Origin of the sequence: Pseudomonas sp. GV047 (assembly GCF_003058245.1) — a bacterium.
In the GTDB taxonomy this organism is placed as follows: Bacteria; Pseudomonadota; Gammaproteobacteria; order Pseudomonadales; family Pseudomonadaceae; genus Aquipseudomonas; species Aquipseudomonas marginalis.
In genome coordinates, this window is the sequence record NZ_QCWA01000001.1 from 1,086,001 (window position 1) to 1,101,381 (window position 15,381).

The 15,381-nt window shown below is 57.1% G+C and carries 9 protein-coding genes and 2 pseudogenes; 3 read left to right on the top strand and 8 right to left on the bottom strand.

Features of this window, described 5'->3' with window-relative positions:
• Window positions 1–32: 32 nt before the first annotated feature.
• The 5 genes from C8K58_RS04915 to C8K58_RS04935 are packed head-to-tail and all read right to left on the bottom strand — an operon-like array spanning window position 33 to window position 7,869.
• Window positions 33–1,271: an MFS transporter gene (locus C8K58_RS04915; RefSeq protein ID WP_108573205.1), complete on the bottom strand. Its 1,239-nt coding sequence runs from the start codon at window positions 1,269–1,271 to the stop codon at window positions 33–35.
• Window positions 1,268–3,736 (bottom strand): RND family transporter, encoded by a 2,469-nt coding sequence (locus tag C8K58_RS04920; RefSeq protein ID WP_108573208.1) that lies wholly within the window; start codon window positions 3,734–3,736, stop codon window positions 1,268–1,270. The genes C8K58_RS04915 and C8K58_RS04920 overlap by 4 nt, the downstream gene beginning before the upstream one ends.
• Window positions 3,733–4,797, bottom strand: coding sequence for a YCF48-related protein (locus tag C8K58_RS04925; RefSeq protein ID WP_108573210.1), 1,065 nt, complete (start codon window positions 4,795–4,797; stop codon window positions 3,733–3,735). The genes C8K58_RS04920 and C8K58_RS04925 overlap by 4 nt, the downstream gene beginning before the upstream one ends.
• Complete coding sequence (locus C8K58_RS04930; RefSeq protein ID WP_108573212.1) at window positions 4,797–6,155, bottom strand: DUF1329 domain-containing protein; 1,359 nt, start codon at window positions 6,153–6,155, stop codon at window positions 4,797–4,799. The genes C8K58_RS04925 and C8K58_RS04930 overlap by 1 nt, the downstream gene beginning before the upstream one ends.
• Window positions 6,156–6,195: 40 nt before the next feature.
• Window positions 6,196–7,869, bottom strand: coding sequence for a DUF1302 domain-containing protein (locus tag C8K58_RS04935; RefSeq protein WP_108573214.1), 1,674 nt, complete (start codon window positions 7,867–7,869; stop codon window positions 6,196–6,198).
• 174 nt (window positions 7,870–8,043) lie between these two features.
• On the opposite strand from C8K58_RS04935, the gene C8K58_RS04940 reads away from it, so the two are divergent.
• Window positions 8,044–8,967 carry a LysR family transcriptional regulator gene (locus C8K58_RS04940; protein WP_108573217.1) on the top strand — a complete coding sequence of 308 codons (924 nt, stop codon included), beginning with the start codon at window positions 8,044–8,046 and terminating at the stop codon, window positions 8,965–8,967.
• Window positions 8,968–9,062: 95 nt separating this feature from the next.
• Window positions 9,063–9,545: pseudogene (locus C8K58_RS04945) on the top strand (MarR family winged helix-turn-helix transcriptional regulator).
• A 33-nt stretch (window positions 9,546–9,578) separates the two neighbouring features.
• Here the strand turns inward: C8K58_RS04945 and C8K58_RS04950 are convergent.
• The 3 genes and pseudogenes from C8K58_RS04950 to C8K58_RS04960 form a co-directional block, all read right to left on the bottom strand.
• Window positions 9,579–11,450, bottom strand: a complete 1,872-nt coding sequence (locus C8K58_RS04950) for a feruloyl-CoA synthase (protein WP_108573219.1) — start codon at window positions 11,448–11,450, stop codon at window positions 9,579–9,581.
• A gap of 106 nt (window positions 11,451–11,556) precedes the next feature.
• Window positions 11,557–13,004, bottom strand: a pseudogene (locus C8K58_RS04955) (aldehyde dehydrogenase).
• An 82-nt stretch (window positions 13,005–13,086) separates the two neighbouring features.
• A complete protein-coding gene (locus C8K58_RS04960; protein ID WP_108573221.1) occupies window positions 13,087–13,917 on the bottom strand; it encodes a p-hydroxycinnamoyl CoA hydratase/lyase in 831 nt (276 codons plus the stop codon).
• A gap of 637 nt (window positions 13,918–14,554) precedes the next feature.
• Here C8K58_RS04960 and C8K58_RS04965 point away from each other — a divergent pair.
• The gene (locus tag C8K58_RS04965; RefSeq protein ID WP_108573223.1) at window positions 14,555–15,307 is read left to right on the top strand and encodes a hypothetical protein; all 753 of its coding nucleotides are present in this window, start codon (window positions 14,555–14,557) and stop codon (window positions 15,305–15,307) included.
• Window positions 15,308–15,381: the final 74 nt, after the last annotated feature.

Here is a 15,381-nt window from a genome sequence, read left to right on the forward strand (position 1 = left end):
GTGAAAATACCTTTAGCTGAAACCCTGGCGTATCAGTGCAACGCCATATCACCCTTAACCGAAATCGGGTCCAGCAGACGCAAGCCCGCCAGCCGCGGCGCGATCAACGAAAAGACCGCAGCCAGCAACAACCCCCAGCCGACCAGGGCAACCGCTTCGACCCGCCCACCGCCCGCGCCGCTGAGGGCCATGACCAACAAGGGGCTGGCGAACTGGCCGCCAAAAAAACTCGCGGTAAACATGCCGGTACCACGACCTCGATGCTCAAAACTGAGGCTCGACAGCGCCCAGTTGACGACCGTCGGCAGCATCAAGCCGCAGCCCAGGCCGTTGATCAGCACCGCAATCACCAACGCGCGGTAATCGATGGCCGTGGCAAGCAGCACCAGGCCTATACCCGAGATCAGAAACGCCGCAGAGAGCAGCAGACCAGGACCGAAACGGCTCAGCCAGCGAAAACTCAGAGCCCCGACGAACACCGCGGCGTGGCTGATGCCAATGGCCATCCCGGTACTTTTCGGTGAATCAATGCCAAGGTGCCCGAGCAAAAAACCGGTTTGCACCGGCACGATGAAAAAGCCGAGTGTGGCCACCATGGTCAACAAGCAAATCACCGACAGCGAGCGCCAGGGAAACCTCGTACCCATTGCGGAGGGGAGGACTGACTGGGAGGCTTTAGCCCGAAACGGCTCCCAGAGCGCCAGTTGCATCAGCGGGACAAACAGCAGGCCAATGAAGTAAACGGAAAATGGCGTGCGCCAGCCATGCTCTCCGAGCATGCCGCCCACCATGAAAAAGGTCGCTGCCGACAGCGAGGTAGCGATGGTCTGCCACGCCAACAAGCGCGCCCTCGCCTGCCCTTCGTAGTAGTCACCGATCAACGTGGTGCAACACGTCATGATCGCCGCCTCGGCTAAACCCAATCCGGCACGGCTGAGCAAAATCGCGGTCAGGTCATCCAGTAACAGTGGCAACGGCCCACAGATTCCGTAGACGAGCATCGCCAGAATCAGCAGGCGTTTGCGCCCCAGCCGGTCGGCGACCCACCCTGCAGAGGGGGAGAATAGAGCGATCATCAAGGCCGGCAGTGTGAGTACGATGGGAACCAGCAACGCGGTGTTGGCACCGCCCGCAAAATGCCCGGCGATACGCGGCAAGACAGGGGCGATCAGCACGCCGCCGAGAATCGGCAGGCAGCTTCCGAGTAACAACAGAAGCCCGGCACCTGATCGCCAAGAGCGCGAAGCATCGCCAGTCAAGGACACGGTCATAAGGTGTATTCCTTTTTATTATGAGAAGGTGAGTACAGGTCGCCGGCCCCTGTCTGAACACGATGCCACGCCCAGCGCCAAGTGCGCGCGTGGGGCAGCAGAAAGTGCGCCAGAGCGGGGAGTAGCACGAGGGCACCAACCATGTTCAAGAGGAACATGAACGCCAGTAGAATCCCCATGTCGGCCTGAAACTTGATCGGTGAAAACGCCCAGGTGGCTACCCCGACTGCCAACGTGACACCGGTCAGCATCACGACTTTGCCGGTGAACAACAGGGCATGATAGTAAGCCTCGGACAGGCTCTCACCCGCCTTGAGTCGCGCCAGCAGGATGCTCATGACATACAGCGCGTAATCGACCCCGATCCCGACTCCCAGGGCGATCACCGGCAAGGTCGCGACTTTCACACCGATCCCCAGCCAGACCATCAGCGCTTCACATAGAATCGAGGTGAGGGCCAGCGGAAGGATCACGCAGACGACAGCCAACATCGAACGGAAAGTCACCAGGCACAACACAATCACCGCCCCATACACCCAATACAGCATGTCGTGATTCGCCTGCTTGACCACGATATTGGTTGCAGCCTCGATCCCGGCGTTGCCCGCCGCCAGCAGAAACTTCAGATCAGGACCGTTGTTGGCCTGGGCGAAGGTTTCCACCTCGTCCACCAGGCGGGTCAGCGAGGTGGCTTTGTGATCACGCAGATAGGCGTAAAGGGTGATGGTGTCGCAGCGTTGGTTGAACAGTTCTCTTGGCGCGCGCCCTGTGATTGAGTTGAGCAACGACTGGTTCTGAGTCAGGTCGTACCATTTGGGATTGCCTTCACTCATACCCACCAGCAGGCCTCGATTGAGGCTGGCCAGCGACGCTGTCGTTTCTACACCCGGCAACTGACGCAGACGCCACTCCAGCGCATCCAGGCGCATCAGCGCGGTATAATTGGCACAACCGCCCTCAGGGGTTCGCACGATGACCGCAAATACGTCGCTGCTAGCACCGTAGTGCGCCGCCAGGTACGCATTGTCCTGGTTGTAACGCGAGTCGGGCCGCAGTTCAGGCGCACCAGGGTCCAGATCGCCGACTTGCAGGTGCTGGCTGACGACAAACCCCATACCCCCCAGCAATAGACTCGCGACAATCGTCACCGCGGCCCAATGCCGGCGCGTGAACAGATCGAGAAATGCCCACAACGGATGTTTGGCGCCCTGCTGTGCCGCTTCTTCACTGCGCAAACTGCGCGCCGCAGCATGGGCACCGACGCCGCAGTAACTGAGCAGGATCGGCAACAGAATAAGGTTGGTGAACACCAGCACCGCCACGCCGATACTCGCGATCAGCGCCAGGTCTTGAATGACCTTGATGTCGATCAGCATCAGCACACCAAACCCCACAGCGTCACAGAGCAACGCGGTAAAACCGGCGAGGAACAAACGGCGAAAAGTGTAGCGGGCCGCCACTTGGCGGTGCATGCCACGCCCGATGTCCTGCATGATGCCGTTCATTTTCTGCGCGCCGTGGCTCATGCCAATGGCCAACACCAAAAACGGCACCAGTACTGAGTAAGGGTCGAGCTCAAATCCCAGCAAAGTGACAATTCCCAGCTGCCAGGCCACGGCCACCAGAGAGCAGGCCATCACCAGCAGCATGCTGCGAATACAGCGGGTGAACCAGTACAGCATCGCACTGGCTATCACGATGGCGACCGCGAAGAACATCAGGATCTGTTTGAGTCCGTCGATCAGATCGCCGACCACTTTGGCGAAGCCGGTGATGTGGATTTTCAGACCCTGCGCCTGAAAGTCCGTGCGCAATTGTTCCAACTGATGGGAAAACGCGGCGTAATCCAACGCCTTGCCCGTCTGCGGATCGGTATCGAGCAGTGGCACAAACAGCAGGCTTGAGCGCCCATCAAGCGCGATAGTCTGACCGATCTCCCCAGAGCGAGCGGCGTTCTGCCGCACGGCATCGAGGCCGGCAGCCGAGCCGTCGTAATCATCCGGAATGACCCGTCCGCCTTCAACACCCTCCTCGGTCACCGCCATCCAGCGCATGTTGGGCGTCCACAGAGACTTCATGAACGGACGATCAACCCCGGGTAACAGAAAGACCTTGTCGTTGAGCTTGCCCAGCAATTGGAGGTAGTGGGCGTCATAGATCGACTCGCCAGGGGCCTCGACGGCAATACGCACGGAGTTACCCAACCCTGTGAGTTCCCCCTGATTGGCCAGGTAGTTGGCGATGTAGGGATGCCCGGTGGGAATCATTTTCTCGAAACTGGCATTGAGCCCCAGACGCGTGCTGGCGGCACCTAACCCCAGTGTCAGCAGCAGGCACAACCACAACACCAGGCCACGATGGTTGAACAGACTGCGCTCGATCAACGAGCCCGAACGGCTGTCGAAATCTCTCAGGCTCTGCTCGGGGCTAATCGGCCGTTCTGTGTTGGACGGGACACTCATCATTGCTTGTCTCCTTGGACATCCAAGCGTTTGACCCCACGCGCTCCCACCACCACCCAATGGCCATCGGCTGCCTGAGCCAACGCCGCCACCGGGCTTGAGGTGGACTGTCCCTGCACCCGCAATTGACTGTCGTCGCGGCTACTGAGAAGCAAGCGACCCGCTTGATCGGCAAGCATGACCCGGCCGGTGTTCGTCGCGCGGGCAGCCATCAGACTGGCTTGCATGGGGTTGTGCAGCGATTGCCAGTGCAGGCCCTGATCCTGGGTTCGCCAGGCATTGCCGCGCAGGCCGACCAACAGCAGATCACCATTGCCCGCCAGGTTCATCGCAAAAAAACTACCCTCATATGGCGTTGTCAGGCGTTTGAAATGTGCGCCCTTATCCAGCGATGCAAACAACACGCCCTGCTCACCCGTCACGTAGATTCGCTCACCTTGGGAAACGACCGCATATAAGTGATTCCCCGCCGGGTTATCCAAACGATCAACCCAGGATTGCCAGGTCTGGCCACCGTCATCGGTGTGCACAATCAAGCCGAAAGCGCCGACCGCGGTGCCCTGCCGATCGTTGCTGAAATGCACGGAAAGGAAAGGTTTATCCGCGCCATCGGCGACGAACCGCTGAGCCACCTTCAGTTGCCGCTCGCTTGCCAGGGCATCGCCGAGGACGGCGTCGAGCACGCGTTGTGCGGCGACTTTTCCGTCCAACTGCAGCGTCCAATTTTCACCCCCATCAACGGTGTGCAAAATGCTGCCTGCATGCCCCACCGCCCAGCCTTGATGAGCGGACGGAAAACTCACTGCGGTAAGGCTCACACTGACCGGCACCGATGCCTGACGCCAGTGTTTGCCATAGTCGTCCGAGAGCACGATCACGCCCTGCTCGCCCACCGCCACAAGGCGCTCGCCAGCGCGGGCAATGTCAATCAGTACGGCGTGGGTCGGCTGGCTGACCAGTAACGCCGGACGCTGCAATACCGGTTTGACGGGCGCCTCGCTGGCATGGGCAGCGAAGCCGGTCAATAGCGCCACGAACGCCGCACACAAGCGCTGCGGTTTCATCACCGGACACCGTCGGCAGCGAGGCCATCAGGGCTGAAGTCACTGTCAGGAAACGGCTTGACCACCTGGTTTTGAACGCGCTTCTCGGTCACAACGTTATTGGCCATCCAGGCGCCGGTCTGCAGGTCATACTGAGTGAACATGCCGCGCACCAAACCTGGTAGCTCGGGCGTTGCATAAGGCAGTTGCAGGTAGGTCCGCCACAGTTGCTGGTTGGCATCCCAACTGTCGCCAAGCATTGCCATCCAGGTGTCTTCGTCTACGTACAGGCGCCGTTTAGGCATGCTGTGGCGCTTGCCCGCAACCAGGTTGCCTTCCACGACCCAGACTCGATGCAGCTCCCAGCGCATGTGGTCCGGATTGAGAAAACGTTCACCGAGGATATCGGCATCCTTGCTCGGTTGCAGGATCATGTTGCTGTTATAGGGAATCAGCATTTCCCGCTTGCCGACGATCTTCCAGTCGTAGCGATCCAATGGCCCGGTGAATACCGACACTTCATCAAAATTGGCCACCCCCGAACTGGTAGGCGTTGGCGTGTCGTAGGACGATACCGGCAACTTGCGCACGCGACGTTGCCCTGTCAGGTACACCCAGGATTGCGGCCCGCCATTGGCATAGTCCAAAGGCTCACGCCCCAGCAAGGCCTCGCCGGCCCTTAGCGGCGGCCCGAGGTTGACCAGCTTGGTCATCCAGTAGATGCCTTTGTATTCGGACTTGGCATTCTGAAAGTAATACGGCATTTCCCGTTGCGACTGGATGGTGCTGGACAGAATGCGCTGACCGTTGGCGGTGATGATGTAGACATTGAAATCATTCTTCCAAGCCTCTCCACGCCAACTCAATTGGTGGTTCCAAACCACCTCGGCTCCGTATTTCGGGATTGGAAACGGAATCCCGCCACTGGCGCCTTCCAATGTGTTGTTTTGATTGGTCAGGTGCGCGCTCGTGGCATTTTTGAGGGTGTTGTCGTAGACCCATTTCGGAGCAGCGGCGGTACGGCGCGTGGGGTAAACGTCGATGCGGTAATCAGGGTACTTGGCGAACAGGGCCTTCTGACCATCGCTGAGCTTGTCGTTGTACTGAGCCAGGTTCTGCGCCGTCACCGAGTACAGACGTTTGTCACTGGCAAAATAGTCGGGAATTCGGGGCCCGGCACTGACGCCCGCCGGAACCTGAGTGAACCCTTGATCCCACGCGGGAATACTGCCATCGGCGTTGCCCGCACGCTCACCTCCCAAGGGGGTCAGGCTGGATTTTAGTTGCTGCGCCTCGCTGTCACTGACCGCCCAAGTGTGTGGCGATAGAGTGATCAGTAAGCCGGCCAACAGAACGTGATTCAAGGGGTTGAGCTTCATGGAACGCACCTCTGATTATTCTTGTTTTGGATCTGCCGCGTCAGAACGAACGCTGCGCGGTGAACGCGATGAAATCGCGGTCTTTGAGTGGCTGACCGTAGGTATTGGCATTGCCAGCATCCAGGAAGTTGTCGCTGCCTCCGATGTAACGGGTGTAGTTGAGGCCGACTTTCCAGGTTTGCAGGTAATCGGCCTGGACGCCGATGCTCAGGTCCCCTCCCTTGTCGCCCACACCGTTGTTGAACTTGTTGATAACCGACGACTTGCCCTTGGGGTTGTAACCCACACCCACCGGTACACTCAGGTCGACACCCGGGTAGACCTGGAAGAAATTCTGCGTGAAGCTCATACGCAGGCCCCACGCGTCGCGTTCGCTGTTAGGGTCCAGGGCCGCAGCATTCTTGGTGATGCTGGTGCGTCGGTGCCAAGCCACCTCGCCGGCCAGGCTGGCCGAGTCCCAGGCCCCGTTGCCTGCAAACGAATAAAGCGAGGAAAGCTGTGCGTGCAATGAGTTGCCCACGGCATACAAGGCATTGCTGTCGTTGTCCCCAAGGCCGCTGGCATTGTTTTGCGAAACACTCACCAGGGGCGTGTTACGCCGTACCGACACTTCACCCGCGACGTTCGCATCACCTATGGAGGTGCTGAAACTGGCGCCATAGGCACGGATGCCTTCGGCATACACCAACTGATACTCACCCAACTGACCGGTCAGGACATTCGGTCCGGTGGCATTGGCTCGGGTGTAGATCATCGGATCTTTGGCGTGATATCGGATCGCGTACAGACCAAAATCAGTGTTCCAGTCCTCTGGCGAGAAACGCAGCGACAAGCCGTACTGGCCGCGGTCACTGGCCTTGATGTCCTTGCCGCGAAAGAACGCCAGCGGCTGCTGGTTGGGGCCGATGGGCCCACCGACGATCAAGCGCTCACCGCCATCGCCCACCGCATCGGAGGTAGAAAAGTAGCTGCCAACGGCAGGGATTCGATTCTCTTCCCACTCGAACTGGTAGTACGCCGCCACTGACAGATTGGAACGCAGCTGTATCTGCCCGGAGAACTGGTTGACCGGTCGGATCAGCTCCTTGAACGGAGTGTTGGGCACCGAAGTGGCCTTGATCACATCAATCGGCGCCTGGCCGGCGGCAATGCCGTTGGCGCCGAAGAACAGGCTCTCCCCCCATAGCACCGAATGGCGACCGAGACGAAAGTTGCTCGGCAGCTCACCCAGAGAGCCCTTGCCGAAAACAAATGCGTCGAGAATCTCCGCCTGGCCACCGTGAAGGCTGCGAGTGTCATCGGTAAAGGTGTCGTAGCTCACCGAGCGCTGGTTGGCTGTGGTCGGCGAATCGTTGTCGTTGTGGCCCTGATAGACACTGTCGTACCAACCCGCAGCACTGACCCGCGCGCCGAAATCCTGGTAGCGCGCATCGAGTTCGGAAAGGATGTTCAAGCGATTGGAGATCAGGCCTTTGTCAAAATTGCGATCACTGTCGTCCTGGTTCACCGAACTGACCAACTTGCTGTCGCGATCCTTCACTCGCCAAGCGGCGTTGTACTTGATGGTGTTGTCCCAGCGAAGACGCAGATCGGAATCACCGGTGTCGATTTCAAACGCGCCAGCCTGCGGCAGCGAACTGATGGCGGCAATCGCCGCGGCCAGTACCGCCAACTGGCGACAGGGCCTTTGGGTATTGGGGGGTATCCGTTTCATCGATGCCAACCTCTGACTTGTTATTTTTGTCGTTAAAGGTCTTTTGAGCACTGCGGTCCTGCAGCGTCATGGCACGATCATAGGCAGCTTGTTTCCATCCGAATAATCGATTGTTCGGATGCCACTCATCTAAAAAAAATGATACAAAGGCGCTTCCTCACTGGAGCCTCGACGATGCGTTTTCATCACTTGGACTTAAATTTACTGGTGGTGCTCGACACCCTGCTCACCGAACAGAACATTACCCGGGCGGCGAAGCGGCTGAATGTCAGCCAGTCTGCTGCCAGTGGCCTGTTGGCGCGGCTACGTGACTACTTCGGGGATGAATTGCTGGTGCAGATAGGGCGCAAGATGCTGCCCACCCCTTTGGCGCAGAGCCTGGCCGAGCCGGTGCGTCGCGTGTTGCTGGATATTCAATCGACCATCGTCAATAAACCGGAATTCGACCCGCTGACCTGCAAACGACATTTCAAGATTGTCGCCTCGGATTTTGTGACCACGGTTTTTCTCAGTCCGCTGGCGCAACGCCTGCAGCAGCAGGCACCGCACATATCCATCGATATCCAGCCGACCGCTAACCACTACAACGACATGTTGACCCAAGGAGAAGTGGATTTTGTCATCATGCCGGATCACTACTTGTCAGACATGCACCCCAAGGCTTTGCTGTTCGAGGACAGCTATCAATGCGTGGTCTGGCGTGAAAATCCCGAGGTGGGCGAACAACTGAGCCTGGCCCAGTACCTGGAACTGGGGCATGTGGCCGTGAACTTTGGCAGCGCCCGGGCGCCCAGCTTCGATGAGGAGTTCTTGCAGCGTTATGGCAAATCCCGTCGAGTCGAACTGACCACCAGCAGCTTCAATACGTTGCCACATTTGCTGGTGGGCACCCATCGCATCGCAGTGATGCAAACCCGCTTGGCGGCGCTGTACTCAACTTACCTGCCATTGAAAGTCCTGCCCCCGCCCTTGGCCCTGCCAATGCTGCGCGAGTTCACCCAATGGAACAAATTCCTCGACGGCGACCCGGCCCATCGCTGGATGCGCAACCTGTTTCATGAAGTGGCGAGCGAACACACTCAACCTGCGGCTCCCTGAGTGCTTTCACCGGTATCGCCGCGTTGAAAAATACTTATAATGCTTAACCATTTTTAATCGGTTGCTCCCCAATGGCCAAACACGGCGAAGCCCCCATGGAATCTGCCCATCAACAGGCGGCTGACTCCGATATCGTCCTAGACGAACTGATTGGCTATGCGCTGCGTCGAGCACAGATTCAAGTGTTCCAGCATCTGGTCGATAAATTGAATGAGTTCGATCTACGTCCAGCACAATTCTCGGCGCTGGCGATCATCGACCAGAACCCGGGGCCAACCCAGACCGATCTGGCCCGAAGCCTGGCGATCGATCCGCCGCAGGTGGTGCCTATGCTCAATAAGCTGGAAGCATTGGGATTGGCGTTGCGGGTGCGCAGCAAGTTGGACAAACGTTCTTATGGGTTGTATTTGAGCAAGGCAGGTGAAGCCTTGCTCAAGCGCCTGAAGGACGTGGCAGCGTAGAGCGATATTGCTGCCACTGCCAATCTCACCCCTCAGGAGAGAGCACAATTGCTCGGCCTGCTGCAAAAGATCTACCAGCCGGCACCTGAGGTTGAGGACCAATCAACGCAAGACTAGAGGCGCTGCCCTGGGTTAAACCCAGCTTGGATTTCAGTGCTCAGACTTGATCAGACTTGAGTCGCGCCCTGCGTAAAGCGCGTCGATTTTCTCCGCGCGACATTGCAATACAGCGCGCTGATTGATCGAGCCCTTATCGGTGATTTCACCGCTATCGATTGATGGAATCTCAACCAACAGGCAAGCCCAGTCCAGACGGCTGGCACTGCCCGTGGCCTGCTCGTTCAACGTCGCCAGCAACTGCCCCAGCCAGTCACGCACAGAACCACAAGCCAGGACTTCGTCGACACTGGCCGAGGCATTCAGCCCCGCCAATTCACGACACTCCGCCAGCCGGGGAAAGATCAACAACCCAAGCTTCTCTCGGTCCGGCCCCACCACCACGACGTCATGAATATAGGGAGCGCCCTGCAGTATCACTCGGGTTCGCATGGGCCCAACGCTGACAAATACCCCTGACGATAATTTGAAGTCCTCGGCGATGCGCCCATCGAACATCAGACCCAATTGTGGATCTTCCGGGTCCGCCAACCTCAGCGCGTCCCCGGAGCAGTAGAAACCTTCTTCGTCGAACGCCGTTTCGGTCTGTTGCACCGAACGCCAATAGCCGGGCATAACATGCGGGCCGCGAAAGCGCGCTTCAAGCTTGCCGTCGACAGGCACCAACTTGACCTCGCAGCCCGGGGCCGGCAAGCCGACATAACCAGCCACCGAGAGTGGCCCGGTGGTAAAGGTGCAGCAGGGAGAAGTCTCCGTCATGCCCAACCCTGCCATGATCCGGATACGCTCGCCACAATGGGCAATCGACACCCGCTCCAGTCGATCCCAGACCGCCTGAGATAGGCCGGCTCCAGCGAAGAAGAACAGTTTCACTCGGGCAAAAAAACGCTCTCGTAAATCACCGTCCAATTCCAGCGCCGTTACCAGCTCTTCCCAGCCCTTGGGCACGGTCAAGTACGCCGTTGGCGAAATTTCTTTCAGGTTGCGCAAGGTTTCGGCGAATAACTGGGGCGTCGGTTTGCCGTCATCAATGTAAAGGCCGCCGCCGTTGTAGAGCACGATGCCGACGTTGTGACTGCCACCGAAGGTGTGATTCCAGGGCAGCCAATCCACCAGCACTGGCGGAACTTCTGCGAACACCGGAAAAGTTTGCAAGAGCATCTGCTGATTGGCACAGAGCATACGTTGAGTGGTAATGACTGCCTTGGGCAGTCTGGTTGAACCCGAGGTAAAAAGGAATTTGGCAATGCTGTCGGGACCGGTCGCGGCAAAGGCCGCATCAGCCTCTGTAACGTCAGGTAACCGGAGCAAGCTGTTGAATGTTAGGCAGCATCGATCAACGAGGCTTCCTTGAGTCAGAATCAACGGAACGTCACTGGCCACTACCGCTCGTATCGCATCCGGAAAGCGCTCATCGGCGGCGAACACCATCCCTGGCTGCAATGTCTCGACAACATGCCGTAGCTTGCCGAAGCCCTTAGACACCAGTGAGTACGCTGGCGACACCGGACAGTAGGGAATCCCGGCATAGAGCGCCCCACAAGCCAGTTGCAAGTGCTCCAGATCATTCCCGGAAATCAGCACCAGCGGCCTCTCGGCGGACAAACCGAAACTCAACAGTGCCTGGGCGATACTGCGCGTACCTTGAAGCATTTGCACGTAGGTGATGTGCTGCCATTTGCCCATGGCATCACGCTGGGCCACAAATGTCTGTTGCGGTCGAACCTCGGCCCAGTGAATCAGGCGATCTAGCAACCGATCTGGATAAGACTGCAAAGGTTCGACCGCTTGCAGGTACATCACATTGCCGTCGATACGAATCTTCACTTCGGGCCGGCCGACAGCTACTTCACGCAAGTTATCGCTCTGGCCCGAGGGTGTCGTGATGCTGGATTCATTGCTCATGCACTGTACCTCAGCATGGTGCGTCCCCTATTCCGAATTAACGTACGTAAAGGAGCCGCGACATGGGCTGACGCCCTATTGTTATTGTTGGTCAGGCATACGCCCATCAGATAGGGCAATGACGCGGGCCACTTTGCAAAGTCACCCAGCGCAACTGGGTGAAATGCTCGATAGAAGCACTGCCGCCAAAACTGCCATAACCGCTGGCCTTCACCCCTCCAAAGGGCATCTGTGCCTCGTCATGTACCGTCGGACCGTTGATATGGCAAATCCCCGACTCAAGCCGCTGCGCCAGAGCCAGGGCACGGCTGGTATCACGGCTAAAAATAGCGGCCGACAGCCCGAACGCGGAGTCATTGGCTAACGCCAGCAGAGCTTCATCGTCCTCCCCGCGCAACACCACCGCCACTGGACCGAACGACTCGTCTCGGTGCAAACGCATGTGTTCGGTCACACCGTCTAGCAAGGTCGGCTGCATGATGCTGCCGTCAACTTGCCCTCCAATCAGTAGCCGCGCACCGTTGCTCAGTGCATCGTCCACTAACGCCTTGATGCGCAGCCCTGCCGCCACGTCGATCAAGGAGCCCAGCACCGAACCGGAGTCTGCAGGATCACCGGCGCGCAAGGTCGCAACCTTGCGCACCAGTTTTTCGATAAAGACGTCCGCAACCCGTTGATCAACGATCAACCGTTCGGTAGACATGCATATTTGCTCCTGATTGAAGTAGGCGCCAAACGCGGCAGCGTCAACCGCCGCGTCCAGGTCTGCATCATCTAGCACCAACATCGGTGCCTTACCGCCCAACTCCAGCAACGCGGGTTTCAAGTGGCGTGCCGACAACTCACCAACAATCCTGCCAACGTGGGTGGAGCCAGTGAAGTTGACACGCCGCACCGCCGGATTGGCGATCAACCGCTCGACGATAGCCGCCGCATCCTGTGGCGCATTGCTGATGATATTGACCACCCCATCACCTAACCCGGCCTCATGCAGCACCTGACCGATCAAGCGATGCACTGCTGGGCTCGACTCGGAAGACTTGAGAACGACGGTATTGCCGCAGGCCAAAGGCATAGCGATTGCCCGGGTCGCGAGGATGACAGGCGCATTCCAGGGCGCGATTCCGAGCACCACGCCGCAGGGTTGACGCAAGGCCATAGCGAAGTTGCCCGGAACATCGGAAGGGATGACCTGACCATTGATTTGGGTCGTCATCGAAGCCGCTTCGCGCAAGATATTGGCTGCAAGCTTCACATTAAAGCCGTACCAATTGCTCATAGCGGCGGTTTCAACGGCCATGTACATGAACATTTGACCGCGCGCTTGCATCAGATCAGCGCGCGTAACAACCTGCTGCGGCGCTCGCCGGGGCCAAGCGTTGCCCAGGCAGGGAATGCGGCTTGCGCTGCGCTGACCGCAGCATCTGCAACCTCCACCGTCGCTGCGGCCACCCTAGAAACAACCTCTCCACGCAAGGGATGGCGACGCTCGAAGGTCTTTGCGTCGCTGGCAGGGCGCGCCTGGCCACCTATCAATAACGGCACGTCAAACATGGGGGGCATTCCTTTCATTATTCTGATTACCAGGAAGTGCGATGCGCGTTGCCGGCAACTGACAAGCGCTGCCGGCTGAGACTCAGCGCTTATAAGCTTGTAGCCCCGGCTTGATGCTTTTATCGTCCAGAAACTGTTTCAGACCTTGCTCACGACCGTGCTCTGGATCTCGCAGTTGTGCCTGATCGAGCTTGGCATACAAGTAATCTTCACTCTGTTCCCAGGTCAGTTCACGGCATCGCTTGAAGCCATGCTTGGCGGCACGCAATATCACCGGATTCTTGTCTAGCAGGTCCTGAGCCAGCAAGATCACTTCTTCACGCAACTGCGGTAGCGGTACGCTCTTGTTGACCAACCCCATCTCGGCAGCCTTTTGACCATCAAAGGTCTTGCCCGTCATGATGTAGTACAGCGACTGACGGTGCCCTACAGTGTCCGCCATCGCCTTACTCACCAAATTACCTGGCGGAATGCCCCAGTTGATTTCAGAAAGACCAAACGTTGCCTCATCTTCGCAGATCGCCAGATCGCATGCGACCAATGGGCTGAAACCTCCACCGAAACACCAGCCATTGACCATCGCGATAGTCGGTTTGCTATACATACGGAGTAGCTTCCACTGCCATTCGGAGGCATCACGACGGATCTTTTCCTGAAGAATTTCAGGGCCACCGTCCACTTCCCGGAAGTATTCCTTAAGGTCCATACCGGCAGTCCACGCAGTACCGGCACCTGTCAGAACCAATACCTTGGCGTCGGCATCCTGCTCGACAGTTTCCAATACGTCGCGCATTTCCCGGTTCAACGTTGGGCTCATAGCGTTGCGCTTTTCCGGGCGGTTCAACGTTACCCAGGCGATACCGCCCTCCACGTTCACCATTACTGTCTGCCAGCGGTTGTCGTATTTACTCATCTCACACCTCTGTTGTTGATCGCAGTGTTTTGCCGATGAGCTCAAGCTAGCCTGCACAATTAGTTATGCCAATTAATCATTAATAAAATTAACTACCTTGAATCTGCCAAAGACCGCCAAAAACGTGCGATGCAGCCCACTGCCACGCTCGCCACTCGTCGCCTTGAGTTCAAAAACATTAGGATGACAACGAAAAATTAACGACCAGTTGAGCGGTAGACAATCCGCCGGGCCGCCTTCCTGAAGGGCTGATCAGAACGCAAAACTCCTTATCTGAAACAGCGCAGGGATGCATAAAGGCAAGCTAGCGCCATCGCTCTCGTTGAGTGCCGGGTGAGCACAAGTCCCTCGAGGACGTCTGATTTAATCGTGAATTTTTTTAAATACCTTTGACGCAGCCAACACGCAGGCCGCCTTGAACAACGAATGAGTGTCATTCGTCAGGAAAATTGGACAAAATTAGATACAATAATTAATCATTAATGAAAATAACGAATTGAACTGAGAGATAGCTCGGGATTTCGACGAAATTTCGCCCTATGTAGAGATGCAACACGACTCTAAGCCATCGATTCTTGGAAATGGTGCTCGCTTGACTGTACAGATGTAGACATCTTAAAGGATGCAGGATGGCTTTATGGATGAAGACTGCTGGCCCCATCCCCACGCAAAATTGTTCTACCGTCCAGTCGAGGTAGCAATTCGCTGGTGCGGACTAATGGATTTCGAATCTTTAATCACTCAGCAGGATCTGAGTCCGAGTGTACCGAGCAATAGATTCAAGCAATGGCCATGCTTGGCCCAGAAGCTTGATGTCTTATGGGACGCCATACGCCATAAAGAACTGCCGCACGGCTGCATGGGTATAACAAACAGCTCTAGCGAACAGGTCGACCCCAATTTACTAACAATCAGACACAACCACCTCAAAAGCTGGATATCTCAATACCATCCTGCAGAAAAACCATCTTTCCTTTTCAATGAGTTAGAACGGAGTACTCTTCTGCCCGCTAACTTTGATCTCTGCAAGGAGCTATTAATTCAAATAGAATTCAGTAACCTTCGGCACGCACATGACCAGAATAAACTCAAGCAATTAGATACTCAGAGGAATGAACTGCTTCAGGAAAACGCTCTTCTTAAGGCGCGCTCACGGGATACTCAGCCCCCAACCCAGAGGAGTCAAAAAGCCTATCTGTGCCTAATAGGCGCACTCATCAATTTGCTTTTAGGTCACACACCCAGCGGCAAATCTTACTCAAGCTTTACTAGCCAAGCATCGATTATCAGTGCACTCATGGCACACAATCGCAACAAGTCAGGTTTCACCCAGCGCACCCTTGAAGAAAAATTCGCTGCAGCCAAACGCAGCATTGACAACCCGGACTAGACACCGAAAACCGCGGTCACCGCTATCGCAATTTGCGGTGCTTTTTCTCCCGTCATGAACTTGAATGCCACACA

Excerpts from the sequence above, each read along its gene's own strand:
- C8K58_RS04965 (WP_108573223.1), top strand. The coding sequence starts at position 14,555 with ATGGATGAAGACTGCTGGCCCCATCCCCACGCAAAATTGTTCTACCGT.
- C8K58_RS04920 (WP_108573208.1), bottom strand. The coding sequence starts at position 3,736 with ATGATGAGTGTCCCGTCCAACACAGAACGGCCGATTAGCCCCGAGCAG.
- C8K58_RS04960 (WP_108573221.1), bottom strand. The coding sequence starts at position 13,917 with ATGAGTAAATACGACAACCGCTGGCAGACAGTAATGGTGAACGTGGAG.
- C8K58_RS04915 (WP_108573205.1), bottom strand. The coding sequence starts at position 1,271 with ATGACCGTGTCCTTGACTGGCGATGCTTCGCGCTCTTGGCGATCAGGT.
- C8K58_RS04925 (WP_108573210.1), bottom strand. The coding sequence starts at position 4,797 with ATGAAACCGCAGCGCTTGTGTGCGGCGTTCGTGGCGCTATTGACCGGC.
- C8K58_RS04930 (WP_108573212.1), bottom strand. The coding sequence starts at position 6,155 with ATGAAGCTCAACCCCTTGAATCACGTTCTGTTGGCCGGCTTACTGATC.
- C8K58_RS04935 (WP_108573214.1), bottom strand. The coding sequence starts at position 7,869 with ATGAAACGGATACCCCCCAATACCCAAAGGCCCTGTCGCCAGTTGGCG.
- C8K58_RS04940 (WP_108573217.1), top strand. The coding sequence starts at position 8,044 with ATGCGTTTTCATCACTTGGACTTAAATTTACTGGTGGTGCTCGACACC.
- C8K58_RS04950 (WP_108573219.1), bottom strand. The coding sequence starts at position 11,450 with ATGAGCAATGAATCCAGCATCACGACACCCTCGGGCCAGAGCGATAAC.